Genomic DNA, 24,259 nt, shown 5'->3' on the forward strand with positions numbered 1-24,259 from the left:
TTTACTCCTGTTCAGGATTTCGTAAATAATACCCTACACCACGTCGAGTGACAATCCATGCCGGATGACTTGGATTATCCTCTATTTTTTCACGAAGTCGGCGAATCGTTACATCGACTGTACGTACGTCTCCGAAATAATCGTAGCCCCATACAGTTTGTAAAAGATGCTCGCGAGTCATCACTTGACCAATATGTTTACCTAAGTAATGTAGCAATTCAAATTCTCGATGTGTCAGTTCAATTGCTTCATCACGCTTCATTACCTGATAAGCGTCAGGCTGAATAACAAGAGAGCCTACTACAATTTCATTTGATGCTTCTTCTTCCTCTTCAGCTGCAGGAGCTACTACTTGAAGGCGGCGCATATTAGCCTTTACACGTGCAATAAGTTCTCGCGTACTAAACGGCTTTGTTACATAATCATCCGCGCCCATTTCTAAGCCTAATACTTTATCAATCTCAGAACCTTTAGCGGTTAACATAATAATAGGGAAATCATATTTTTTTCGGATTTCTCTACAAACTTCCATACCATCTCTTTTTGGTAGCATTATATCTAATAGCATTAAATCTGGTTGCTCTTCCTCAACCTTTTCTAATGCTTCATCTCCATCATAAGCACAAATTACTTTGTAGCCCTCTTTAATTAAATTAAACTGTAAAATATCTGCGATTGGTTTCTCATCGTCAACAACTAAAATTGTTTTGCTCATACATTATCTCCCTTTCGCTATTCATCTATTCTAAACAATGTGTATTTGTAAAGTTACTACTCTTAACTCTAACATGCTTTTAGCTTCCATGCATTATTGACGTACAGTTTCCCTCTTTCGACAATTATTGCTCGGGAAATAACTGACCATTTTATGCTTTCTATACAAAAAGGCAGCCCACTATTTGGACTGCCATTTACTAAAGATCAATTACGCCTCAACGTATTTGCATTCAGATTTGAGCTACTTCAAAAGCTCTCTTAAAATCTGTAGCATCTGACGGGACATTTAACTTGATACAGCTTAGGGGCAAATCCCCACTGAATTCAATGCATCTTCTGCATCCCCCATTTATAAAAAAGGGGAGGATGTTTGTTGAAGCAATTTAATTACTGACCTACATACGATAATGGATTGACAAGCTCTCCATTTTTCTCAACTTCAAAGTGTAAATGTGTACCTGTTGAATTTCCTGTAGAGCCCATAATCCCAATAACAGAACCTTTTTCAACTACTTGTCCAACGCTAACTTTTATTGAAGATAAATGTCCATAAAGCGTCGTATAGCCATTATTATGATTAATAACAATGCGATTACCATAGCTGCCAGAAACACCAGCTGATACTACTACACCATTATCTGAAGCTAGTATATTGTAGTTACTAGGACGAGCAATGTCAATTCCACGATGAGTCGTACCCCAACGTTGCCCCATTCCACTTGAAATATAGCCCCCTACTGTTGGCCAAGTAAACTCTCCCGTTCCACGAGATGAAACGACTTTTGTTCCTACCACTTCGATTTCATTTACTGGTTGTTGTAGAATCTTTTCTTCTAAAGCGACTTTTGATGTTCTTGTTCCATTTTCAGCAGTAATCAAGTAAGAGGTTTCTTTCTTGCCGTTAACACCTTGCTGTTTTACAACTGTTTCACCTTTGTACATCGTAGAGTCTTCTTCAATTATTTTTTCAAATGGAATTGTATCCGTAATTTTCTTTTCTTGTTTTACTTCTAACGCTACAAATGGTTTTGCAACTGTTACATTTAATGCCTGTCCAATTTGTAACACTGTATCCACTGTAAGACCTGGATTTAAAGCAATTAATTCAGCCGTTGTTAAATCATGTTTTTTAGCAACTGCTCCTAATACATCGCCAGATTGAATTTTATATTCCTCTTGCTCCAGTGAACCCGTCATTAAATATTTAACTGCCTCTTGAGGTGATACAATGGTATTTGGATCTACCTTTTGTGTTACACCTGAAATACCTTGTTTAAACGTAATATTTAAAAGGCGTGATTCTCCAGACTGTAAAGCTGGTAAATTATTTATAGTTTGTTGGTTCGCTAGTGCGTCTAACTCTTGTTGTGAAACATATTGTAGCTTTAGCATACGAATTGTTTCTTCGTAGGCATCCGCATCTTTTAAATAGGCAATGGGCTTATCATCTACTAATAATGCAAAAGCTGGTGATTGAGCTACTAAAGATTGCTCAAGCTTTGCTAATGTTTCTGCATCCTTTGTTTCATTGCTAAACACTTGCTCTGGTATTATTTTCACCGCTGAGTTTGCATCAATCAATAAGTCTTTATACTGATTGCTAGCTTGTTGTTCTTTTGATGCAATAATTTCGCGAACAGCTTTGTCATTAGATACAGCACCCATATATTCATTATCAACATATATATGATAGATTTTATTTAATGCTTCTTTATGATTATTTTCCTTTGTAAAGCCCACGTTTATTGCAAAACTTGCCATTAACACTGCAATAATTGATACTTTTTTAAAAGAAGAAAAATTGTAGGTGAATCGATTGCTTTCTTCTTTTTTATTCCAAGACGAACTCATTCAATAAAGCCCCTTCCAACTTTAACCTAACATAGGTTTAATTACCCACAAAGAATTTTGCACCACTATAATGTACCATAAAGAAAATGTTGTTTGAATAATTTATCCTTTTTGTAATGAAAATGTATTATTTCTCTACTAATTGTTACATAATCCCTATCATTTACAGCACCTTACAAAATCCTCTTTTCTCAAAATAAAGAAATATTATCCTTTTTATTTTATTTTAAAAAGGTCTTAGAACTTATTACTTTTTACTTTTTAAATATTTCGATAAAATAGAGTGAGAGACTAGTTGATTGGAGCGATTGAATTGAGTGATTCACAGACCTCATTGAAGGTATCTAAAGCAAAACAACAAAAAAAGAATACAGTTCGGAAAATTACCACCAGAACGATTATGGTGGCAATAGGTGCTATCATTATGGCCGTAGGATTAGAGCTATTTCTAGTACCCAACCACATTATGGATGGTGGAATCGTCGGTGTATCCATTATCGCCTCGCATTTATTGAGCTTACCCCTAGGCATATTCATCTTCGTTTTGAACTTACCTTTTATCTTTTTAGGCTATAAACAGATCGGTAAAACATTTGCACTTTCTACAGGGCTTGGCATTACAGTGCTCTCCGTAACAACGATCTTCTTACATAATCTTCAACCATTTACAACAGACACATTACTCGCCACAGTATTTGGTGGTATTATTTTGGGCATTGGTGTTGGTATCGTTATACGTTATGGTGGTTCTTTAGATGGAACTGAAATTTTAGCCATTTTATTTAACCGAAAATCCCCCTTCTCTGTCGGAGAGATTATTATGTTCTTTAACCTTCTTATCTTTACAATTGCAGGTTTTGTTTTTACGTGGGAGCAGGCAATGTACTCTATCATGGCCTATTATATAGCCTACAAAATGATCGATATTGTAATACAAGGGATGGAAGAATCAAAATCTGTTTATATTATTAGTGATGAAATTGATGAAATCGGGCAAACAATTATGGATCGTCTCGGTCGTGGGGTCACTTTTCTACATGGTGAAGGAGCCTATACTGGGAATGACAAAAAGGTTATTTTTACAGTTATTACGCGATTAGAAGAATCAAAATTAAAATCAATTGTCGCTGAAATTGACGCCCATGCTTTCCTTGCAATAGGGAATATTGCAGAAGTAAAAGGTGGCCGCTTCAAGAAGAAGGACATTCACTAAAATAGTACACGAAAGAGCGCGTACCCATTTTGGCACGCGCTTTATTAATTATTACGTTTAGGAAACAATAAATAAGAAACAACACTTGTTGATTGGAGTGGAGAGCGGCGACTCCTGCGGGAACGCACAGAACGTAAGACGCAACAAACCGCGCGCTAGCGAGGGTTGCGGCTTACGTTGTGCCCGCGGAAAGCGCCGCACGCAACGGAAATCAACGGCAGCAGCTTTTACTATTTTTTATGCTTCCCAAATGTCTACTAACACATTTGTTTGTTCACGACCAGGGCCGACAGAGAAAGTAGCAATTTCAATGCCCGTTAATTCACTTACACGTTCAACGTAACGGCGTGCGTTCTCTGGTAGCTCTTCTAATGTACGGCAGCTTGTAATATCTTCTGACCAGCCTGGAAGCTCTTCATAAATTGGTTGACATTGTTCAATAATATGAAGATTCGCTGGGTACTCCGTAATTGTTTCATCTTTATATTTATAAGCTGTACAGATTTTTACTGTCTCTAAGCCAGATAAAACATCAATTGAGTTTAGAGATAAATGCGTAATACCACTTACACGGCGTGAATGGCGAACGACAACCGTATCAAACCAACCTACACGACGAGGACGTCCAGTCGTTGTGCCGTATTCACGACCAACTTCACGGATTTGTTGACCAACCTCATCAAATAATTCAGTTGGGAACGGGCCATCTCCTACACGTGAAGTATAGGCTTTACATACACCAATAACACTTGTTACTTTAGATGGGCCAATACCTGCACCAATCGCTACACCACCAGCAACAGGGTTTGAAGAAGTAACAAATGGATATGTCCCTTGATCGACATCAAGTAAAATACCTTGTGCGCCTTCAAATAATACTTTGCCACTCTCATCTAACACATCATTTAAAATTTTTGAAGTATCGGTAACATATTTTGCAATTTCTTGACCATAACCATAAAATTCTTCGAAAATTTCTTCGAATGTTACACCTTCAACTTCATAAAACTTCTCAAACAATTTATTTTTGATTGCTAAATTATGACGTAGTTTTTCTTCAAATACTTCTTTATCTAATAAATCAGCCATACGGATACCGATACGTGCTACTTTATCTTGATAGCAAGGACCGATTCCTTTACATGTTGTACCGATTTTATTATCGCCACGGCTTTCTTCATCCGCGATATCTTGCTTAATATGATATGGCAAAATGACATGGGCACGATTTGAAATACGAAGATTGTCCGTATTAATGCCTCGCTCTTGAAGTCCTTTTAGCTCTGTTACAAGCGACTTCGGATTAATAACCATCCCATTTCCCATTACAGAAGTTTTTTCTTTGTAGAAAATACCTGATGGGATTAAATGGAGTTTATATGTTTCTCCATCAATTTTAATGGTATGTCCTGCATTATCGCCACCTGCAAAGCGAGCGATTGCATCTGCCTTTTGTGAAAGAAAATCTGTAATTTTACCTTTTCCTTCGTCTCCCCACTGTGTTCCTACAACTACAACTGATGTCATAATCAGCACCTCCGTTAGATACGTATTGTATCTCATTAATCAAGCCGTAAATTATTGTAACAATGATAGAAACGACTCGTCAACAAAAAATAGTTAAAAACACGAACATAAAATCAATTACTATGATTTAACGTTCGTGTTTAATGACGGAATGGTATGAATATTATCTCTATTTTAGATAAATATTACTAATCGCGTGGTGGTGGTGGTGGCATTTGTGACCAATCCACGTTTATAAATTTATTGAATTCCTTTTTAAAAGCAAGTGTAACTGTTCCTGTTGGACCATTACGTTGTTTAGCAATTATAATTTCAATCATATTTTTACTCTCGGACTCTTTATCGTAATAATCATCACGATATAAGAAGGCAACAATATCGGCATCCTGCTCAATACTTCCTGATTCACGCAAGTCACTCATCATTGGTCGCTTATCCTGACGTTGTTCCACGCCACGTGATAACTGTGATAATGCAATAACAGGTACCTTTAATTCACGCGCTAATTGTTTTAACGAACGTGAGATTTCTGATACTTCTTGCTGACGGTTTTCACCTGGCTTACCACTACCTTGAATAAGCTGTAAGTAATCGATTAGAATCATTCCAAGTCCATGCTCTTGTGCTAAACGTCTACACTTTGCTCGAATTTCATTGATACGTACACCTGGTGTGTCATCAATAAAAATACCCGAATTCGATAAACTTCCCATTGCCATCGTTAGTTTACCCCAATCTTCGGTTGTTAAAGCACCTGTACGTAAAACTTGTGCATCAATATTTCCTTCCGCACATAGCATACGCATGATTAGTTGCTCTGCACCCATCTCTAATGAGAAGATGGCAACATTTTCACGTGCTTGTACAGCAACACTTTGTGCAACATTTAGCGCAAAAGCTGTTTTCCCTACAGAAGGTCGTGCCGCGACTATAATTAAGTCATTGCGTTGGAAGCCAGCTGTAATATGGTCTAAATCACGGAATCCTGTTGGAATACCCGTTACATCACCTTTACGTGATTGAAGCTGTTCAATATTATCGAATGTCTCTACTAAAACGTCTTTTACATGTTTAAAGTCGCCAGCATTTTTGCGGTTGGCGACCTCCATCATTTTCTTCTCTGCCTCGCCAAGTAATGCCTCTACCTCATCCTCACGTGTGTAGCCATCTTCTACAATTTTTGTAGCGACACGGATTAATCGACGTAAGAGCGCTTTTTCCTCAACGATTTTCGCATAGTGAGCAACGTTTGCTGCCGTAGGGACAGCATTGGCGAGCTCTAGTAAATACGATAGCCCGCCAACATCCTCAATCTCTTTTTTTGCTGATAATTCCTCAGTAACTGTTACAACATCTATCGCTTTTCCTAGATCACTTAAACGCAGCATCGTTTCAAAAATCTTCTTATGTGCGTTTTGGTAAAAATCATCGGCTAGCAATATTTCAGATGCCGTGATTAGTGCCTGTGGTTCTAGAAAAATCGCACCGATAACCGATTGCTCCGCTTCCCGGTTATGCGGTGGAACGCGGTCTATCATCGGTTCGTTCATGGATAGTCGCCCCTTATTCTTCCGTTACTTGTACTTTTAATGTTGCTGATACTTCGTGATGTAGTTTTACAGGTACATTTGTAAAGCCTAGTGCACGGATTCCTTCAGGTAATGTCATTTTACGTTTATCTATTTTAATGCCATGTACTTTTTGAAGTGCTTCAGCGATTTGCTTAGTCGAAACTGAACCAAATAGGCGACCGCCATCGCCTGATTTAGCTTTTAGCTCAACAGTTAGTGCTTCTAGCTTTTCTTTTAAAGCTTTTGCTTCTGCTAATTCTGCAGCTGCATTTTTTTGTTCTAATTTCTTTTGACCTTCTAACTGGCTCATTGCTTGAGCATTCGCCTCCGCAGCATAACCGTTTTTAATTAGGAAGTTTTGTGCATAGCCATCTGCTACATTTTTTACTTCCCCTTTTTTTCCTTTACCTTTAACGTCTTTTAAAAATACTACTTTCATAATTCAGAACTCCCTTCGAGTACCTCATATATGGCCTCTTCTAAATATTTTTTCACTTCATCTATGGAAAGTGCTTCTATTTGGCAAGCTGCATTCGTTAAATGCCCGCCACCGCCAAGCCTTTCCATAATAAGCTGTACATTTACTTCCCCTAGCGACCTTGCACTAATACCGATTTTACCATCAGCTCGATGCGCAATGACGAAGGATGCGTTAACGTCTTTCATCGTAAGTAATATATCAGCCGTTTGTGCGATTAATACGGAATCATAAATTTTCGATTCTTCACCAACAGCTACTGCAATGCCTGGCTTCACGAATTTTACCGTTTGCACAATTCTTGATCGTTCGATGTACGTAATGATGTCTTCTTTTAATAGCCGCTGCACTAACACTGTATCGGCACCATTTGTTCGTAAATACGAAGCAGCCTCAAAAGTACGTGCACCTGTACGAAGTGTAAAACTTTTTGTATCAACAATGATACCCGCTAATAATGCTGTCGCCTCTAACATATTAATTTTTGCTCGCTTTGGCTGATACTCTAGCAATTCAGTTACAAGCTCTGCTGTAGACGAAGCATAAGGCTCCATATAAACGAGTGTAGGATTTTCAATAAAGTCTTCGCTACGGCGGTGGTGGTCGATAACTACAACCTTTTCCGCAAGCTTTAATAAGTATGGATCAATTACTAAATTAGGCTTATGTGTATCCACAATAATTAGTAACGATTTTTCAGTCATTTTCGCTGCAACTTCTTCTGGCGTTAAGAAATGCTCATAGAAGTCGGATTTACTTTCAATTTCATTCATTAAACGAGTAACGCTACCATTTAATTCATCAAAATTAATGACTACATAGCCCTTTACATCATTCATTTGGGCCATTTTGCGGACCCCGACAGATGCCCCTATGGAGTCCATATCAGGGTTTTTATGTCCCATGACAAACACTTGGTCACTGTCTTGTATTAAGTCACGTAATGCATGTGAGATAACTCGTGCTCTTACACGCGTACGTTTTTCTACAGGGTTAGTTTTACCGCCGTAAAATTTAAGCTTTCCAGTAGGCTGCTTGATGGCTACCTGATCTCCACCACGACCTAATACAAGGTCCAAGCTAGATTGAGCTAACTCACCAAGTTCTACTAATGAAGAAGAGCCTGCTCCAACGCCAATACTAAGCGTTAAGGAAAGGTTTTTTTGTGCTGTCTTTTCACGGATTGTATCTAAAATAGCAAATTTCTTCTTTTCTAGTTCCGTTAAAATGGACTCATTTAAAACTGCTAAAAAACGGTCCGATGAAATTCGTTTTACAAAAATACCATGCTCCGCTGCCCATTCGTTGACAATAGATGTTACCATCGTATTTGTTAAGCTACGCGGTTGATCGTCCATTGCTTGCGTAATTTCATCATAGTTATCAACAAATAAAATTGCAATGACTGTGCGATCTGCAAAATATTGCTTTTCAATAGCAATTTGTTCAGTAATATCGAAGAAGTATAGTAAACGCTCCTCTTCTTTGTAAAAGACACGATATTTCCTATCACGAAGCGTAATCGTAGCTTCCTTTGTCTCTTCGGTCTTCATCAGTACATAGATGTCATCGGATATATTAACTATACCCTCACCCACTAATGCCTCATTATCTAGAATATTTTGCATATATGGATTGGACCATTCTATTTCATATTCCTCATTAACCAGCAATATCCCAATTGGCATTTCGAGCAATGCCTCTTCTCCAACCTTTTTCATACGGAAGGATATAGATTCAATATGCTTTTCTGTCTCTTCATAAGTAGCTTTTTCAATTTTCCATGTATAGACCATTAATATAGCAAAGCCTATCCCATAGCCAATACCAATCCCAATATTCCATATACACAGAAGCATGAACGTCACAATGCCAAAAATGGAAAGAACATAAAGCGGATAGCGGATCGGTCGTTTTCTAAAAGTCCCCATTACATCAGCCCCTTATTCCTTAGTCTTCCCTTTCACAAGTGAACGTACGTCGAAACCTAAATCGATAATACCGAGTAAAATAATGAATGATGCAAGTGGAATGGCTAAAATTGTAGCTATCCATTTTACCGCACTCGGCATCCCTTTAGCCGTAATGAAATAATGTATAAATGAGATCCCTTGAAGGATTAATAACAACCACAATATATAAGATACATTTAATACGATAACATCTAGCATAGAGCCTGCTTCTGGACGTATAAATAGATTAATACACAATATAATCATGTAGTACCATAACACAGAGCGTGGTAATCGCATATTTTCAAACGGTGAGAATTTAGGAACATTTAAACCTAATCGCTTTAAAATCGGTAAATTCAATGTAATGACAATAAAAGCTATTGAAAATGCAAAGATTGTTACGGTCGAAGGTATTGTTAGCTCAATCGTTTTAAGCAGAACCTCCATTTGTTCAGGTTGAATTGCCACTTGGCCCGTTACACTTTTAGCAAGCTCGTTGGATTGCTCATAACTGTTACGAGCAAGTTCTAAACTCATTTCAATCACGTTAATTCCCGCTAATTGTACATAGGCTAAATACACAAGTGCTGACGATAAAAGTACCGCGATACCTGATGACATGAATAAAAAAAGTTTGCTTTTCTTTAATTGAATTCCATTACCTATGACTATCCCAAGCAACGCCATAATAAAAGCAAATGGCAGCATAAATAGTCCACTCGTTAGCACTGTTAAAATACAGCCAACTACTGCAACGAGTATTGATGAGGAACGCTTGTAACTTGCGCTATACCAAGCAATCGGTAATGGAGTAAATAATAAGGCTACCATAGAAATGATTGGTACATACGCTGAAGCAATCATTAAAATTGTAAAAATTGCAACCATCATTGAGCCTTGTACAAGCGCCTTTGTTTGATTATTCGGCATTGAAAACCTTCCTTTTTGTCAGTCAAACTTACTAAACTTTATTGTACCATTTTTTCACCTTATTGAACAAAAAACGCTAAGAACGTCTGTATGCTTTATGATAAATTGATGTCAAAAGTAAAGTTTCTTAATCGAAAAAGGTAAATCGTATCATATATTACGGTTTTGAACAGCAAAAAGAACATGGACGAAGGAAAAATTAAAAATGAGTTCGGTGCAATACCGAACTCATTATACTCGCGGCACAGTTTGGGAAATTAAAAAAATACCCTCTGAACTCATAACATACTCTTGATCAGCAAACTGAGAGCTTAAGTGACTATGAGTAGCCATGATAATAGTCGTTTCATTCTCACATAGCCTTTTAAAAAGGTTAAACACTAACATCGTTGTATCGTCATCCAATGATCCAGTGGGCTCATCTGCTATTAACAATTGAGGCTTTTTAATAAGTGCTCTAATGACCCCTACCCGTTGCCTTTCTCCCCCAGATAGCTTGTCGATTTTCTTATCAAGTAAATGATTAATTTTTAAACACGCACTCAGCTCATCACTATACGCCATGGTTTGCTTTTTATCATATTTACCTAATAATAACGGAGCTACTATATTTTCTCGAACTGTGAGGTTGCGTATCATTGGATTGTATTGTGAAATGTATCCGATTTGACTGCCTCTTATATTCGAAAGTTCTTTAAGATTTTGCTCATGCATTTTTATACTATCCATAACATACTGACCACTATCTGCTTTTTCAAGTCCAGCTAATATATTTAGAAGCGTGCTTTTACCGACACCGCTTGGCCCTTTTATAGAGATGAATTGATTGTCGGCAACTTCTAAATGAATGTTGTTTAATACCATTTTTTCTTTATACGCTTTTACTATGTTAACTAATGATATAAAGTTTATAATTTTAATCACCCTTTAACTTTTCAATGACATTCGTTGTTGCTAATAAGTTATTCACTAACCTATAAACAACGACATTGAATAACAGCCAAACTATGAACCCCGCAATTATTAAAATGGATATAATCGAAATGTCTTGCATAAATAGAACGGTGCACAACAATGCCAATCCTATACTCATGCCATTGAGGATTGAAAATTCAAGTTGGATATTTTTTTTGATTTTATAATTTGTAACACCACTCATAATGAACACTAAATACGTATCGAATTGTCTTTTTATAAAGCTTTTCACGAACAAATAGAAAGCACACAAAATAAAAATAAATACTACGCCCGATATTGTAAAAATAAGTGTTTGATTGGTATCAATCATTTTATATAAGAGATCAACTGATAACGAATTTGCACCAATAATTTGATAATTGGTGAAATTTGTAACTTTTTCTATCTTTCCAATTTCCTTTCTTACTTCAAGTGCATTTAAGTTGGTCATTAAATGACCTCCCATTTCACTTAAAAGAAGTGCCCTAAAGAATACTTCATCTACCTGCGTTTTTCGTAACAATTCAGAAGGCTGTTCAGAAAGCGACATGGAAGGCAATAGAATATAACGATTGAGTACTTGCTGCGGTTCATTATTAGTGAAAATAAATGAATTTTCCTTTGCAAAGCCTACTACTCGCCCAATAAATTTTTCAAAATAATAATGAATCTCTAATTGGTCATGCAACTTATAGTATTGACGATATTCAGAGCCGAGAATTACAGGTATTTCCTTTCTTCCTGCTACGTAGACATAAGCGGAATCATCAAAGTACTGTCCTTCGATTAGTTCAACGACATTATAATCGAATACAGATTTAGTCACTTGCATCGATTTAGTGGTTTGATAAAACGCACCTTCGTGCTCATATATATTATTAAAGCCACTTTCATAATAAGCGGAGAACTTCTCATCAGGGGGATATTGTTTTAGGCCTATTGGCTGATATACGGCATTATAAAAGACCACTTTATTATTTTTAAATACCCCATTATTAAAATCATTGAGAATATCATAGTTTTTTACATCTTTGAAAAATTCAATTTCTCTTTCACCTATTAAATCATCCGAAATCTGATAGATGTTGTAGTTATGAAATTTACTTGCTGAACGTATTTCTATTTTTGAAATGTTTAGATTCACTAACAGCACAAATAAAACGACAGAAAATAGAAATGAAAGAAGCCCTGTTAACACCACAAACAATTTTTTATTTTTCATTAATAGTCTAGTTGTATTCAAAATGATCTTACTCCTTTTTTAATCAAGGACTTTGTTACAAGTAGACAGGCAAAAAAATATCCTATACATGTAATGAACATATAGAAAACAGATATGTAGTACCAATGATTCCCCCAAATCGAAGTGACGTGGTTAACCGCTATTAATAATATAGATTCCAATAACATTATTACGAATAGCGCAATAAATTCTGATTTAAAAACTTTAACAAATATGATTTTCCATTTCCCGCCTGCTAAATACAATATTTGAAAAATTGATTTTTTACTTTGAATTGAATAATGGATTGTAACAGCTTGAGCAATAATAACAAACAGTAAAGAAATGAGTAAGAACCCTTTTAAAAGAACATTTGACTTCAATATGGCAGTTCCTCTATCTTCGTTTTCAAGTAGCTGATAACTCGTATTAGGGAACATTTTTTGCATTAATTTATATGGATTTCCACTTTCTACATTGAGAATAAACTTTGTTCCATTTTGCAAGTTGATTTGTTGAGACTCTGATATATACCACGCCTCCCTATTCAAATAAGAGCCAGGTGTGGCAAATTGGCCAATAACGAGGCTTCTCATATTTTTCGAAAGGGCCCCTTCAGGAAAAACAGTACCTGTAATGATATAGTCTGTTGCTAGTGGTGGTTTGTTATAGTTTATAGGTGGCAACTTTACCGATTTGTTAATATAGATATATTTTAATTTCGGATCGTCTAGTTTATATTGCATTAACAAATAGGGCTCTTCTAAGTCGATATCTAGAGAAGAGTCTTCAGTATTGATAATGAATTCAACAGCATTTTTATTGATATAGCCATTGTTAATCATATTGGTATAGCTAACAGAGTCCATACTATAAAGCAAGGCAGCGGCGCTAGCAAACAATAGTGAAGTTAGTAGCACAAATTTGCTGGATACTAAATATTTTTTCATCACGTTATACCTTTATTGCAAGAAAGAGATAATCAATTGATTATCTCTTCATATATGTTATTTTCCATAGTACGTTTTCGCAACCCAGCCTAAGTCGCCAGGGTGCCAACCGCTAATTGCTTGTGTTGTACCGAAACCCCATACACGGCCGCTATCTGCTTCTGCACGACCCGAAATAGCCGATTCGTAACGAGCTCTCGAATAATGGTATACACCTGGCCAAGTCGTGTTTGCAATGACCCGCTCATAAACTGCTGAACCTCTTCTAGTATAATCTTTCGTTGCGCTATGTATCGGGTTACCAGTAGCAAATGAGGAAATATCACTATCTTGTCGTAAAGTAAAATAGCCCGTATCTTCACTCCAACCGCCATAAATCGTTGGGTCATCTAGTATTACTGCATTTGCTGAAGATAAAATTGTGCCGCTTAAACTTAATGTAAGTGCACCTACCAATATCCATTTTGTAGTTTTCAATGTAAACACCCCTTGATTCACAAAATAAATTTGATAATTTCCAATATTATAATAAATCTTGATATATTTATTTGTCAATATTCAAAATTAAATAAAAATTGATAGTTTTACACTAAGATATTTGTTCAAACATTTATGTAAATCCGTTACTGCTTCTCGAATTTGTCCTGCAAAAGTAACCTCTATTTTCAAACAAAATAAAAAAGCACAACAAGGTATAAACCTTGTTGTGCTTAGCAATCTTATTTATCTTCAGATACGAATGGAAGTAATCCCATAATACGAGAAACTTTGATAGCTGAAGTTAATTTACGTTGGTACTTAGCGCTAGTGCCAGTTACGCGACGTGGTAAGATTTTACCGCGTTCAGAGATGAATTTTTTAAGTAAATCCACATCTTTATAATCGATATGCGTAATGTTATTAGATGTAAAATAGCAAACTTTACGGCGTTTGCGGCCTCCGCGACGTGGTGCCATAGTGATGTCTCCTCCTTATAAGTTTATAGTTTTTGTAGATGGAAGATTAGAATGGAAGATCGTCTTCTGATACTTCAATTGGTCCCTTGCTATTAGCAAATGGATCTTCATCTACTCGTGTATAGTTCGGCTGATTCATTGGTGGTTGATTTTGCTGATAAGAATTACCGCCGCCAAATGAACCTTGCTGAGGCATCGCGCCACCATACTGTTGCTGTGGTTGACCACCGCCATATGACGGTTGGCTATTTGCGTAAGATTGTCCACCGTATTGGTTTGATGCAGGAGCACCTCCACCACTACGAGGCTCTAAAAACTGTACGCTATCTGCCACAACATCAGTTGTATATACACGCTTACCATCTTGTCCTTCAAAGCTACCTGTTTGGATACGACCTTCTACTCCAATCAAACTTCCTTTTTTCATGAAGTTCGCTAAGTTTTCAGCCTGTTTACGCCAAGCAACACAGCTAATGAAATCTGCTTCTTTTTCACCTTGTTGGTTTGAGAATGTACGATTTACAGCTACTGTAAATCGAGTAGACGCAATACCATTCGGTGTGTAGCGCAGCTCAGGGTCTTTTGTTAGTCTTCCAACTAATACGACACGATTTATCATCAGAATGCAACCTCCTTTTCAGCATTTTGTTTAAAATTATTTTGCTTCTTCACGTACTGCAATGTGACGAATGATATCTTCGCTGATGTTAGCAAGACGTGTGTATTCGTTGATTGCTTCTGAAGGAGCGTTTACTTTTACGATTTGGTAGTAACCTTCGCGGAAGTCTTGAATCTCGTAAGCTAAGCGGCGTTTGCCCCACTCTTTTGCTTCGATGACTTCAGCACCGTTAGAAGTTAAGATTTCGTTGAAACGTTCTACTAAAGCTTTCTTCGCTTCGTCTTCAATGTTTGGACGTACAATGTACATTAATTCGTATTTTCTCATCTGTTTACACCTCCTTATGGACTCAGGCTCTCCTGTTTACAGGGAGCAAGGAGTAAGCAATAAATATTACTCACATCAATGAATTGTAACACATTGGCATCTGTCTTTCAAGTCGCAAACAAATAATTCATTCGATATAATAAAGACCATAATTAATTTTATAAAGGAGAACTTTTCTATGCTACCAGATCAAGAACCTCATGTAATTGAATTAGATATGAAGAAGCTAATGATGGATAGTGCCGTTATTACTAGTGGCCTCTCTATTTTGTTTATTGCCGTACAATATATTTGTCTAAAAGATTTTCATTTTTCGTTATGGAGTATGCTAGGCGGATTTGTCCTTTTTGTCTTACTCTATATTGTGCTTATCGTTTTGCATGAAGCTTTTCATTTAATAGGGTTTATGATTTTTGGGGGTGTGCCCTACAAATCATTAAAATACGGCGTTAATTTAGAGCTTGGTATTGCCTACGCAACCACTGACCAGCTCCTCCCTAATCATGCAATGAAAAAAGCGTTGCTATTACCATTTTGGACAACTGGTATTGTACCAACCATTGCAGGTTTTTACTTTAACAGTACTGTTTTATTACTTGCTGGTGCCTTTTTAATAGCTGGAGCAGTCGGAGATTTTTCCATGTATAAGGAATTAAGAAAATATCCAAAAAACGCCCTTATACAGGACGATCCTCAGTTACCAAAGCTTTATGTTTATTCTCCACCAAAAAAGAAACTATCTCAAAAATAAACGCTTCTTTCTATCCTTATGGTGTTAAAAATCCATGTTGTGCAGCTGTACATAAATTTCTCCAAATTCGATTAATGGTCGCTGTTTCAATGATAGCGTCCATTCCAAGACTCCGAATGATATTGTTTGCAATATCCACACATACAGCTGCACTTTCCTTGCTCATTTGGGTAAATTGCTGAAGTTCTTGTTCTGTCAGTTCAACCCCAAGCTTATGTTTTTGCCAATAGTCCGTTAGCATAGAATAAAATTGTTCTTCCACCTGTAAAAAGCGCTTTTTTTGCTGCATAAATAAAAATTGAAGTGCACCAACACGTTCACTATAAGTAGACTTCTTATTTTTTTGCTCCATTAGGGAAAAGGCTTCATCTAAAAAATTTTCTGTAATCCCTAGACAAACACTTAAAAAAGACGCTTCTGCAAAAGCAGTGAACGGAAAACTATGGACGACATTATTATAACTATTTTTACTAATGCCTAATTGGAATGTTTTATCAAACGGTATCCATACATCTTGAACACGAATCGTATGGCTTGCTGTAGCCTTTAAACCCATCGCTTGCCAGTCATTTAGGATTTCCACTTGCTCACGACTTACCGCACAACTAATGATTTTATCTGTCATAATACCATCTTCTTTAATAAAACAATTCATTGTAAAGGTTGTGGCATAGTCAGCACCACTGCAAAACTTCCATTGCCCTGTTACGATATAGCCTCCATCCTTTTTTACGGCCGTACCGTTAGGATAGCCACTCCCCGCTATTACAGCATCACTTGGTGAAAAAATCTTTTCTCCTATCTCTTGATTTAACGTAGGAATAAACAGATTACCGCCTGTTCCAATGGTCACAAGCCATCCAAAGTTCCCATCAATAGCAGACATACGCTGAAACACTTTGATCCCTTCGATTAAATCTAAATCTTTCCCACCTAATTCCTTGGCAATAAACAGTTTAAATAGTTGTTGCTCGTAAATAACCTCTAATATATCTTGTGGTAACTTCCCTAACTGTTCAATTTCTAAAGCACGTTCTTTTATTTCTAATATGTTCATAATATCCCCCTGTGGAAATTGAAAATTCTGATATTATATAACCAAAAATAGGCTTTTCCAAACGTCAAAATACTACGCTAGGAGAAGCCTATTATGTTTGTTTATTTATTAGCGTAAAACTGCTTAAACCTCTCACAGGTAAGTCAATAGAAAAGCACTCGTTTACGATGCAACTTTCACATCACCTATGGTAGCACAGCGAATTCTATTTAGACGTTAAAGCGGAATAACATAATATCGCCGTCTTGTACAATATATTCTTTCCCTTCAAGACGTACTTTACCCGCTTCTTTCGCAGCAGCTTGGGAGCCTGCCTCTACTAAATCATTGAAAGCAACCGTTTCTGCTCGAATAAATCCACGCTCAAAGTCAGTATGAATGACACCAGCACATTGTGGTGCTTTCATGCCTTTACGGAATGTCCATGCACGTACTTCTTGTACCCCAGCAGTGAAGTAAGTAGCAAGACCTAGTAAATCATAAGAAGTACGGATTAGCTGATCTAATCCTGATTCTTTAATGCCTAATTCCTCTAGGAACATTGCTTTTTCTTCATCGTCAAGCTCTGAAATTTCTTCTTCGATTTTTGCACAAATTGTAATGACTTGAGCACCCTCAGCCGCTGCATATTCACGTACCTTTTGAACATATTCATTATTATCTGCATCTGCAACTTCGTCTTCTGACACATTTGCAACATACAGCATTGGTTTAATCGTTAATAGGTGAAGACCTTTAATAACTTTTAACTCGTCTTCTGATAGCTCAGCTGCACGAGCAGGTCGGCCGTTTTCTAATTCAGCTTTGATTTTAAGAAGAATCGGTTCTTCAACCATCGCTTCTTTATCTTTTTGCTTCGCCATTTTGCTTACACGTTGTATGCGTTTTTCAACTGATTCTAAATCAGCAAGAGCAAGCTCTAAATTAATGACTTCAATATCATCAATCGGATCTACTGCGCCCGATACGTGTGTAATATTTTCGTCTACAAAGCAGCGTACTACTTGGCAAATTGCATCAACTTCACGGATATGTGCAAGGAATTTGTTCCCTAGACCTTCGCCTTTAGAAGCGCCTTTTACAATCCCTGCAATATCAGTAAATTCGAATGCTGTAGGGACTGTCTTTTTCGGTACTACTAATTCTGTAAGTTTATCTAAACGTGCATCTGGTACTTCAACGATTCCTACGTTTGGATCGATTGTTGCGAATGGATAGTTTGCAGCTAAAGCGCCCGCTTTTGTAATTGCGTTAAATAATGTTGATTTACCGACGTTAGGTAATCCAACAATTCCAGCTGTTAATGCCATAAATGGACACAACCTTTCTATAATCAGTTCAATTTTGTTGTTTTTATCCCGTATTTTAGGTGCTAAAATTCTTACTTCAAACAGTAAGTCCGTATAAGCTGTATAAGCAGTTACAGACCAACATTCATTACTTCGTCTTAGCCGATGTGACGCTCTTAGTCCAAATTCCGTCCATAAATCAGTAAGATGGAAGTAAACTACACACAATTCATTACGCCCCCACGTAATGGCGTCCAGATTTTTGCGAACCTGCTCGAAAATTATTTCTAAAAATCTGTAACATTCGCTTAGGGCATTGAACATGATTCAAGCGAGGTTAGATTCCTCAATGAATGTAAGTGCATAGGTAATATTCATCCCTGTAAGGACGTGTGAAGCAAGTTAGAGATTTCTGTATAACCCTATCTATTATATTGATTCGCCCCTAAAAAGTCTAATACGCAAAAAGCTAGGCTTCATTTGCATGCTTCAGAACCTTTTTCATTTTTTTCTCAAATTCTCTACGTGGAATCATTACACTGTGTTGACATCCTTCACATTTAATGCGCACATCCGCTCCCATACGAATAATTTTCCACTCATTTGTGCCGCAAGGATGTTGTTTTTTCATTTCGACAATATCATTTAAATCGAACTTTTTCGCTTCCATCTTATTCACTACTCCCATCTTCTTTTCCACTTCCACCATATAACATCATTTTAGGTTATGCCATAGGAATATTATGTTCTTCAAATAGTTTTGTAACGTCACGACGAATAGTACGTGCCACGCCATATTGTTGCTGTGGTAATGTCTCTGCGGCAATGCGAATCGTTACCTCTTTACCTTTTACATTTTGTACACCTAAAAAGGTAGGTACTGCTACAAGCTCTTTATGATTTTCTTGAAGTGATTTTAAATATTGCTTAATAAGCATTTCCGCTTTTTCAAAATCTGCATCGATAGTCATTTGTAAATCTATAAAAATTTTCGAGTTATTTATAGAGTAATTGATCACTTCTCCTATTGACCCATTTGGAATTATAAATTGCTCACCAGTAGAACCTTTAATTTTCGTAGTACGTAACCCTATTTCTACAACTGTTCCTTCTGCTGCGTTTATTTTAATATAATCCCCTACACCAAATTGGTCTTCAAAAATAATAAAGAATCCTGTAATGACATCCTTCACTAAGCTTTGTGCACCAAAACCAATTGCTAAGCCGACAATCCCTGCTCCTGCAAGTAAACCAGCGACTTTAATATTCAGCGAAGAAAGGATAGCTATAATAGCTGAAAAATAGACTACATACGAAATAACACTTTGTAATAATCTCGAAATTGTTCGTTGGCGGCGCTCTGAGTGATTTAATGGTGAGCGCATTCTTATTAAAAATGCTTTTTTAATAAATTTTTTACCTAATCGCACCGCTAACCACGATGCAATAAGGATAACTGTAATCTCAAAGGTTGCATCTATGACTTGATCCCAAAATGTTTCGGACGTTAGTGTTTCCCATTTTTTCTTAATAAATCTAGCGTTAAAATCCATTATTACCACCTCTTGAATAACTTGTTAAAAATTTGCGTATACTGCATAAAAATTGAGCACTTCCTCCAAATAAAAATGAAAGTGAGTTTTTTTATGAATACTATATCTAATTTAGTACTACCCTATTCTCTTCATCATGAAAGTAAAAATGCCGTATGGCAATTGAGTACATTATTTTTAGAGTATATCCCTTTCCATCATGAACGTCTTGTTTTTTGCTGTATCGGAAGTGACCGTTGTACTGGCGATACACTTGGACCTTTAACAGGTAGCTTTTTGAAAAAGTCTGTTAGTTTTCCCTATGAAGTTGTTGGGACTTTAGAAGATCCATTGCATGCGCTCAACTTAGATACGAGAATACAGCAGTTACATCATCATACTACGGAACCTTTTATTATTGCGATTGACGCATGTCTCGGTAGTGAACAAAATGTTGGTCATATTGCTGTGCAAGATGGACCCATATTGCCTGGAAAAGCTGTTAAAAAAGAATTGCCCCCAATCGGTGACATTTCCGTTAAAGGAATCGTCAATATTGGAGGCTTTATGGAAATGCTTGTTTTACAAAATACTAGGTTGCATATATCTTACGCAATGGCTGAAAAGCTTTCAAGAGCCTTACTGCTTGCTGCACATCGTTACTCATTGAAAAGGATAGATGATGGCAACCATAATACCGACAACGACGATACCCGGCAACAAGTTGGCAGCCTTGATCTTTGTTAAGCCAGCTATATTTAAGCCGATTGCTAAAATCATTACACCACCTACAGAAGTCATTTCTGTAATAAACATTTGTAATGCATCATCTGGAATATAAACGCTGATAACACCTGCAAAAATAGCAATAATCCCTTGATAAATAAATACTGGAACGGCTGATAATAGTACGCCAATACCTAAAGTAGAAGCTAAAATAATAGATGTAAATCCATCAATAATGCCTTTTGTTATGAGGACGTTATGGTCCTGACGCAGACCGCTATCGAGTGCACCTATTATCGCCATTGATCCAACAACAAATATTAATGAAGCAGTGACAAAGCCTTCTGCAATATTAATTTGATTGTCGCTTTTGCGCTTTTTACTAAAAAGGGATTCTACCCACTGACCAAGTCGATTCATTTGCTTATCTAAATCTAGCCATTCACCTATTACTGTTCCTACTACTAAACTTACCACTAAAATTATAAAATTATTACTCTCAAAGCCCATTTTTATCCCTAATAGCGCGACAGATAAGCCAATAATTGATAATACAGAAGCTTTCATTGACTCAGGAATATTTTTAAAAATGCGTCCTATCAATGCGCCTACTACTATCAGTAGTGCATTAATTAATGCTCCTAAAATAACCACAAAAAGGCCTTCCTTCTCTCTAAAAAATAGAGAGCGCCTAGTATGTTGGCGCTCTAATTTACATTAATGGTCCATTAATCATCTTCTTGAATGTTTAATATTTCCAAAATACGTTCTAAGTCATCTTCTGAGTAAAATTCAATTTCAATTTTACCTTTATTATTTGCTTTTTTAATTTGGACATTAGTACCAAAATAATCTCTCAATTGAGATTCCTTCGCTACAACAAAAATATCTTTCTTCTTCGGCTGCGATGTTTCACGTGAAACTTCTTCATTTAAATTTTGCACTAAAATTTCAACTTGGCGAACGTTCAAGCCTTGCTTTATAATCTTGAGCGCAATTTCTGGAATTCTTCTTTTATTTTTCAACCCAAGTAATGCACGTCCTTGCCCCATTGATAATGTACCGTCATTCATTAATGCACGAACATCCTCTGGCAATGCTAATAATCGAACGTGATTGGCAATGTGTGGCCTACTTTTACCTAATCGCTTGGATAGCTCCTCTTGTGTTAAGTGCAAGTTTTCCATTAAACTTTGATATGCTTCAGCCTCTTCAATAACTGTTAAATCTTCACGCTGAAGGTTTTCTAATATTGCAAGTTCCATCATTTGTGAGTCTGTTAGCTCTTTCACAATCGCTGGTATTATATCTAGCCCAGCCATTTGCGCTGCTCTAAAACGACGCTCGCCCGCGACAATTTCATATTTCCTAGCTTTTTTTCGTACAGCAATTGGTTGTAAAATACCATGTTCATGAATCGAATCTGCTAATTCTTGCAATGCTTCTTCATCAAATATTTTACGAGGCTGAAATGGATTTGCGACGATTAGCTGTAGCTGTATTTCTTCTACTTGTCCGCTTTGTTCTAACGATTCTCCTGGAAATAGAGCACCAATACCTTTTCCTAAACCTTTAGCCATTTTTTATCACTTCCCTCGCCATCTCTAAATAAACTTCAGCTCCTCTTGATTTTGCATCGTAAATGATAATAGGCTGTCCATGACTCGGAGCCTCACTTAATCGTACATTACGAGGAATGATTGTTTTATATACTTTATCTTGAAAATATTTTTTTACTTCATCAATTACTTGTAAACCTAAATTAGTTCTTGCATCAAGCATTGTTAATAATACACCATCAATATATAGTTGCTGATTCAAATGTTTTTGCACTAAACGTACAGTTGACAATAATTGACTTAAACCTTCTAATGCATAATATTCGCATTGCACAGGAATAATTAATGCGTCTGATGCCGTTAATGCATTAATCGTTAAAAGCCCAAGTGATGGTGGACAATCAATAATAATATAGTCATAGTCCTCTTTTACATCTTGAAGTGCATGCTTTAAACGTACTTCCCTAGAAATCGTTGATACTAATTCAATCTCTGCCCCCGCTAGTGAAATGGTTGCAGGAACGATTGATAAATTTTCTACATTTGTTTGTTGAACAACATTTTCAACATTTTCATCATCAATTAGGACATCATAAATACAACTTTGTATTTCACCTTTATTAATGCCAAGTCCACTTGTTGTATTGCCTTGTGGATCTGTATCAATTAATAGCACTTTTTTCCCTAAGTATGCCAGACAAGCGCTCAAATTGACCGATGTCGTTGTTTTCCCTACGCCACCCTTTTGATTGGCGATTGCTATAATTCTACCCATTTAAAAGCACCTGCTTTCATCCATCAAAGTTTGCTTTGACAAATCCATTTGTAAAATCATTGTTCAATACCGCTATCTTAATTATCATTCTATCAAAAAAAACGAATAGAGTTGTATAAAATATTAAGAATATATACAAAAAAGGAGGCATCTTAGAAATAATTCTAAGATCCTCCTCTATACAGAAGATATAGTACAGTGAAAAATACTTTTTCAGTATAATTAAATATTCATTAAGATTTCTTCTTTTTAGGGATTTTCACTGTAATTTGATAATATTCCTCGGTATCCTCTTCCTCTGTTTTAACCGTTATTCCACTTTTCGTCACCATTGATAGCGATTGCTTAATTGTATTCAAGGCAATACGAACATCTTTACTAATTGCTTTCCTTTTTGGCTTTACCTTTTTAGGCATATCTTCTTCTTGATCTGCCACTTCAGGATGTAGCAATGTATGAATGTGCTCTTCTAACTGGCGCACATTCCAATCATTTTCAATTGTTCCTTGTAAAATTTCTAATTGCAACGGTTGATCTTTAATTGCAATTAGTGCTCGGGCATGTCTTTCAGAAATTTGACGCTTTAAAATAGCTTGCTGCACTTCTTCAGGAAGCTTTAATAAACGTAATTTATTGGCTACCGTGGATTGTCCTTTTCCTAAACGTTGAGCCAGTGCTTCTTGTGTCAGTTCATGAAGCTCTAATAATTTTTGGTAGGCTACCGCTTCTTCAATTGCCGTTAACTCTTCACGTTGAAGGTTTTCAATTAATGCAATTGATGCTGTTTCCTTATCCGTTAAATTTCGTACAATCGCAGGAACTTCCGTCCATTGTAGCTTTTTCATTGCTCGATAACGACGCTCACCTGCAATGATTTCATATTGATTGTTTGCTGTGCTACGTACAACAATTGGTTGAATTACACCATGAGTATGAATGGTTCTTGATAATTCTTCAATTTTTTCGTCATCAAAAATAGTACGTGGCTGAAAACGGTTTGGTACAATTTGATCGATTGGAAGCTTAATGACCTCTTCTGTTGCACGAACCGCCTCTGCTTGTTCTACTTCATTTTCCACAATAGGCTCTGCTTTATTTCCGCCTCCAAAAAAACGTGAAAAAGGACTTTTCATCCAATTGGCACCACCTTTAAGTAACTATCTTGCTCTGTCTCATTCTATTATTATTTATTATATTTCCTAAAATGTATATAGTTCATAGATGTCATTTGCGTGAACCATCCATAACTAGTATGTATGCTCAAACTAGAGAAAATATTTTTCCAGTTTGAGAAGTT

Annotated in this window: 25 protein-coding genes; 3 read left to right on the top strand and 22 right to left on the bottom strand. The window is 36.6% G+C overall.

Annotated features, from left to right (window positions below; all coding sequences use genetic code 11):
* Position 1: 1 nt before the first annotated feature.
* The gene (gene yycF, locus ACIQ1H_RS22475) at positions 2-715 is read right to left on the bottom strand and encodes a response regulator YycF (RefSeq protein WP_173479152.1); all 714 of its coding nucleotides are present in this window, start codon (positions 713-715) and stop codon (positions 2-4) included.
* A 389-nt stretch (positions 716-1,104) separates the two neighbouring features.
* Positions 1,105-2,568 (bottom strand): peptidoglycan DD-metalloendopeptidase family protein, encoded by a 1,464-nt coding sequence (locus ACIQ1H_RS22480; protein ID WP_402892202.1) that lies wholly within the window; start codon positions 2,566-2,568, stop codon positions 1,105-1,107.
* A gap of 400 nt (positions 2,569-2,968) precedes the next feature.
* On the opposite strand from ACIQ1H_RS22480, the gene ACIQ1H_RS22485 reads away from it, so the two are divergent.
* Positions 2,969-3,781, top strand: a complete 813-nt coding sequence (locus ACIQ1H_RS22485; protein WP_173479268.1) for a YitT family protein — start codon at positions 2,969-2,971, stop codon at positions 3,779-3,781.
* Positions 3,782-4,018: 237 nt separating this feature from the next.
* Here ACIQ1H_RS22485 and ACIQ1H_RS22490 read toward each other — a convergent pair whose 3' ends face one another.
* The 12 genes from ACIQ1H_RS22490 to rpsF all read right to left on the bottom strand — a co-directional run bounded on the left by ACIQ1H_RS22490 (position 4,019) and on the right by rpsF (position 15,273).
* Positions 4,019-5,308: an adenylosuccinate synthase gene (locus ACIQ1H_RS22490; protein WP_402892204.1), complete on the bottom strand. Its 1,290-nt coding sequence runs from the start codon at positions 5,306-5,308 to the stop codon at positions 4,019-4,021.
* Positions 5,309-5,496: 188 nt separating this feature from the next.
* The gene (dnaB, locus tag ACIQ1H_RS22495) at positions 5,497-6,858 is read right to left on the bottom strand and encodes a replicative DNA helicase (protein WP_173479150.1); all 1,362 of its coding nucleotides are present in this window, start codon (positions 6,856-6,858) and stop codon (positions 5,497-5,499) included.
* Between the two features lie 13 nt (positions 6,859-6,871).
* The gene (gene rplI, locus ACIQ1H_RS22500; protein ID WP_173479149.1) at positions 6,872-7,318 is read right to left on the bottom strand and encodes a 50S ribosomal protein L9; all 447 of its coding nucleotides are present in this window, start codon (positions 7,316-7,318) and stop codon (positions 6,872-6,874) included.
* On the bottom strand, positions 7,315-9,288 hold the full coding sequence (locus tag ACIQ1H_RS22505) for a DHH family phosphoesterase (RefSeq protein ID WP_402892208.1): 1,974 nt from the start codon (positions 9,286-9,288) through the stop codon (positions 7,315-7,317). Before ACIQ1H_RS22505 ends, rplI begins: the two co-directional genes overlap by 4 nt.
* A gap of 12 nt (positions 9,289-9,300) precedes the next feature.
* The gene (locus ACIQ1H_RS22510) at positions 9,301-10,242 is read right to left on the bottom strand and encodes a YybS family protein (RefSeq protein WP_402892211.1); all 942 of its coding nucleotides are present in this window, start codon (positions 10,240-10,242) and stop codon (positions 9,301-9,303) included.
* A gap of 231 nt (positions 10,243-10,473) precedes the next feature.
* Complete coding sequence (locus tag ACIQ1H_RS22515; RefSeq protein WP_402892213.1) at positions 10,474-11,166, bottom strand: ABC transporter ATP-binding protein; 693 nt, start codon at positions 11,164-11,166, stop codon at positions 10,474-10,476.
* Positions 11,159-12,442, bottom strand: a complete 1,284-nt coding sequence (locus tag ACIQ1H_RS22520) for a hypothetical protein (protein WP_402892215.1) — start codon at positions 12,440-12,442, stop codon at positions 11,159-11,161. Before ACIQ1H_RS22520 ends, ACIQ1H_RS22515 begins: the two co-directional genes overlap by 8 nt.
* The gene (locus tag ACIQ1H_RS22525; protein ID WP_402892218.1) at positions 12,439-13,371 is read right to left on the bottom strand and encodes a hypothetical protein; all 933 of its coding nucleotides are present in this window, start codon (positions 13,369-13,371) and stop codon (positions 12,439-12,441) included. The genes ACIQ1H_RS22520 and ACIQ1H_RS22525 overlap by 4 nt, the downstream gene beginning before the upstream one ends.
* A 57-nt stretch (positions 13,372-13,428) precedes the next feature.
* A complete protein-coding gene (locus tag ACIQ1H_RS22530) occupies positions 13,429-13,848 on the bottom strand; it encodes a hypothetical protein (RefSeq protein WP_402892219.1) in 420 nt (139 codons plus the stop codon).
* Positions 13,849-14,090: 242 nt separating this feature from the next.
* On the bottom strand, positions 14,091-14,327 hold the full coding sequence (gene rpsR, locus ACIQ1H_RS22535) for a 30S ribosomal protein S18 (RefSeq protein ID WP_024364646.1): 237 nt from the start codon (positions 14,325-14,327) through the stop codon (positions 14,091-14,093).
* Between the two features lie 46 nt (positions 14,328-14,373).
* Positions 14,374-14,946, bottom strand: a complete 573-nt coding sequence (gene ssb / locus ACIQ1H_RS22540) for a single-stranded DNA-binding protein (protein WP_173479143.1) — start codon at positions 14,944-14,946, stop codon at positions 14,374-14,376.
* Positions 14,947-14,982: 36 nt separating this feature from the next.
* Entirely contained in the window at positions 14,983-15,273 is a 291-nt protein-coding gene (gene rpsF, locus ACIQ1H_RS22545) for a 30S ribosomal protein S6 (protein ID WP_024364644.1), read from the bottom strand.
* A 178-nt stretch (positions 15,274-15,451) separates the two neighbouring features.
* On the opposite strand from rpsF, the gene ACIQ1H_RS22550 reads away from it, so the two are divergent.
* A complete protein-coding gene (locus ACIQ1H_RS22550) occupies positions 15,452-16,024 on the top strand; it encodes a DUF3267 domain-containing protein (protein WP_402892222.1) in 573 nt (190 codons plus the stop codon).
* Positions 16,025-16,040: 16 nt separating this feature from the next.
* Here the strand turns inward: ACIQ1H_RS22550 and ACIQ1H_RS22555 are convergent, their stop codons facing one another.
* The 4 genes from ACIQ1H_RS22555 to ACIQ1H_RS22570 form a co-directional block, all read right to left on the bottom strand.
* Positions 16,041-17,081 carry an acyl-CoA dehydrogenase family protein gene (locus tag ACIQ1H_RS22555; protein ID WP_402892225.1) on the bottom strand — a complete coding sequence of 347 codons (1,041 nt, stop codon included), beginning with the start codon at positions 17,079-17,081 and terminating at the stop codon, positions 16,041-16,043.
* Positions 17,082-17,290: 209 nt separating this feature from the next.
* A complete protein-coding gene (ychF, locus tag ACIQ1H_RS22560) occupies positions 17,291-18,391 on the bottom strand; it encodes a redox-regulated ATPase YchF (RefSeq protein WP_173479266.1) in 1,101 nt (366 codons plus the stop codon).
* Positions 18,392-18,839: 448 nt separating this feature from the next.
* Complete coding sequence (locus ACIQ1H_RS22565) at positions 18,840-19,040, bottom strand: DUF951 domain-containing protein (RefSeq protein ID WP_173479265.1); 201 nt, start codon at positions 19,038-19,040, stop codon at positions 18,840-18,842.
* A gap of 55 nt (positions 19,041-19,095) precedes the next feature.
* Complete coding sequence (locus tag ACIQ1H_RS22570) at positions 19,096-19,923, bottom strand: mechanosensitive ion channel family protein (protein WP_402892228.1); 828 nt, start codon at positions 19,921-19,923, stop codon at positions 19,096-19,098.
* Positions 19,924-20,016: 93 nt separating this feature from the next.
* Between ACIQ1H_RS22570 and yyaC the strand changes: the two genes are divergently transcribed.
* On the top strand, positions 20,017-20,649 hold the full coding sequence (gene yyaC / locus ACIQ1H_RS22575; protein WP_402892231.1) for a spore protease YyaC: 633 nt from the start codon (positions 20,017-20,019) through the stop codon (positions 20,647-20,649).
* Here yyaC and ACIQ1H_RS22580 read toward each other — a convergent pair.
* The 4 genes from ACIQ1H_RS22580 to noc form a co-directional block, all read right to left on the bottom strand.
* Positions 20,566-21,282, bottom strand: a complete 717-nt coding sequence (locus ACIQ1H_RS22580; protein ID WP_402892234.1) for a DUF554 domain-containing protein — start codon at positions 21,280-21,282, stop codon at positions 20,566-20,568. The two genes, yyaC and ACIQ1H_RS22580, sit on opposite strands and share 84 nt — an antisense overlap.
* 74 nt (positions 21,283-21,356) lie before the next feature.
* On the bottom strand, positions 21,357-22,208 hold the full coding sequence (locus tag ACIQ1H_RS22585; protein ID WP_173479137.1) for a ParB/RepB/Spo0J family partition protein: 852 nt from the start codon (positions 22,206-22,208) through the stop codon (positions 21,357-21,359).
* Entirely contained in the window at positions 22,201-22,962 is a 762-nt protein-coding gene (locus ACIQ1H_RS22590; RefSeq protein WP_173479136.1) for a ParA family protein, read from the bottom strand. The genes ACIQ1H_RS22585 and ACIQ1H_RS22590 overlap by 8 nt, the downstream gene beginning before the upstream one ends.
* A 233-nt stretch (positions 22,963-23,195) precedes the next feature.
* Positions 23,196-24,095 carry a nucleoid occlusion protein gene (gene noc / locus ACIQ1H_RS22595; protein WP_402892237.1) on the bottom strand — a complete coding sequence of 300 codons (900 nt, stop codon included), beginning with the start codon at positions 24,093-24,095 and terminating at the stop codon, positions 23,196-23,198.
* Between the last annotated feature and the right edge of the window lie 164 nt (positions 24,096-24,259).

Origin of the sequence: Lysinibacillus sp. NPDC097279 (assembly GCF_044761745.1) — a bacterium.
Classification (GTDB): Bacteria; Bacillota; Bacilli; order Bacillales_A; family Planococcaceae; genus Lysinibacillus.

Bases quoted from the DNA above. Each gene is read 5' to 3' on its own strand.
- yycF (WP_173479152.1), bottom strand. From the start codon at position 715: ATGAGCAAAACAATTTTAGTTGTTGACGATGAGAAACCAATCGCAGAT.
- ACIQ1H_RS22480 (WP_402892202.1), bottom strand. From the start codon at position 2,568: ATGAGTTCGTCTTGGAATAAAAAAGAAGAAAGCAATCGATTCACCTAC.
- ACIQ1H_RS22485 (WP_173479268.1), top strand. From the start codon at position 2,969: ATGGTGGCAATAGGTGCTATCATTATGGCCGTAGGATTAGAGCTATTT.
- ACIQ1H_RS22490 (WP_402892204.1), bottom strand. From the start codon at position 5,308: ATGACATCAGTTGTAGTTGTAGGAACACAGTGGGGAGACGAAGGAAAA.
- dnaB (WP_173479150.1), bottom strand. From the start codon at position 6,858: ATGAACGAACCGATGATAGACCGCGTTCCACCGCATAACCGGGAAGCG.
- rplI (WP_173479149.1), bottom strand. From the start codon at position 7,318: ATGAAAGTAGTATTTTTAAAAGACGTTAAAGGTAAAGGAAAAAAAGGG.
- ACIQ1H_RS22505 (WP_402892208.1), bottom strand. From the start codon at position 9,288: ATGGGGACTTTTAGAAAACGACCGATCCGCTATCCGCTTTATGTTCTT.
- ACIQ1H_RS22510 (WP_402892211.1), bottom strand. From the start codon at position 10,242: ATGCCGAATAATCAAACAAAGGCGCTTGTACAAGGCTCAATGATGGTT.
- ACIQ1H_RS22525 (WP_402892218.1), bottom strand. From the start codon at position 13,371: ATGAAAAAATATTTAGTATCCAGCAAATTTGTGCTACTAACTTCACTA.
- rpsR (WP_024364646.1), bottom strand. From the start codon at position 14,327: ATGGCACCACGTCGCGGAGGCCGCAAACGCCGTAAAGTTTGCTATTTT.
- ssb (WP_173479143.1), bottom strand. From the start codon at position 14,946: ATGATAAATCGTGTCGTATTAGTTGGAAGACTAACAAAAGACCCTGAG.
- rpsF (WP_024364644.1), bottom strand. From the start codon at position 15,273: ATGAGAAAATACGAATTAATGTACATTGTACGTCCAAACATTGAAGAC.
- ACIQ1H_RS22550 (WP_402892222.1), top strand. From the start codon at position 15,452: ATGCTACCAGATCAAGAACCTCATGTAATTGAATTAGATATGAAGAAG.
- ACIQ1H_RS22555 (WP_402892225.1), bottom strand. From the start codon at position 17,081: ATGAACATATTAGAAATAAAAGAACGTGCTTTAGAAATTGAACAGTTA.
- ychF (WP_173479266.1), bottom strand. From the start codon at position 18,391: ATGGCATTAACAGCTGGAATTGTTGGATTACCTAACGTCGGTAAATCA.
- ACIQ1H_RS22565 (WP_173479265.1), bottom strand. From the start codon at position 19,040: ATGGAAGCGAAAAAGTTCGATTTAAATGATATTGTCGAAATGAAAAAA.
- ACIQ1H_RS22570 (WP_402892228.1), bottom strand. From the start codon at position 19,923: ATGGATTTTAACGCTAGATTTATTAAGAAAAAATGGGAAACACTAACG.
- yyaC (WP_402892231.1), top strand. From the start codon at position 20,017: ATGAATACTATATCTAATTTAGTACTACCCTATTCTCTTCATCATGAA.
- ACIQ1H_RS22585 (WP_173479137.1), bottom strand. From the start codon at position 22,208: ATGGCTAAAGGTTTAGGAAAAGGTATTGGTGCTCTATTTCCAGGAGAA.
- ACIQ1H_RS22590 (WP_173479136.1), bottom strand. From the start codon at position 22,962: ATGGGTAGAATTATAGCAATCGCCAATCAAAAGGGTGGCGTAGGGAAA.
- noc (WP_402892237.1), bottom strand. From the start codon at position 24,095: ATGAAAAGTCCTTTTTCACGTTTTTTTGGAGGCGGAAATAAAGCAGAG.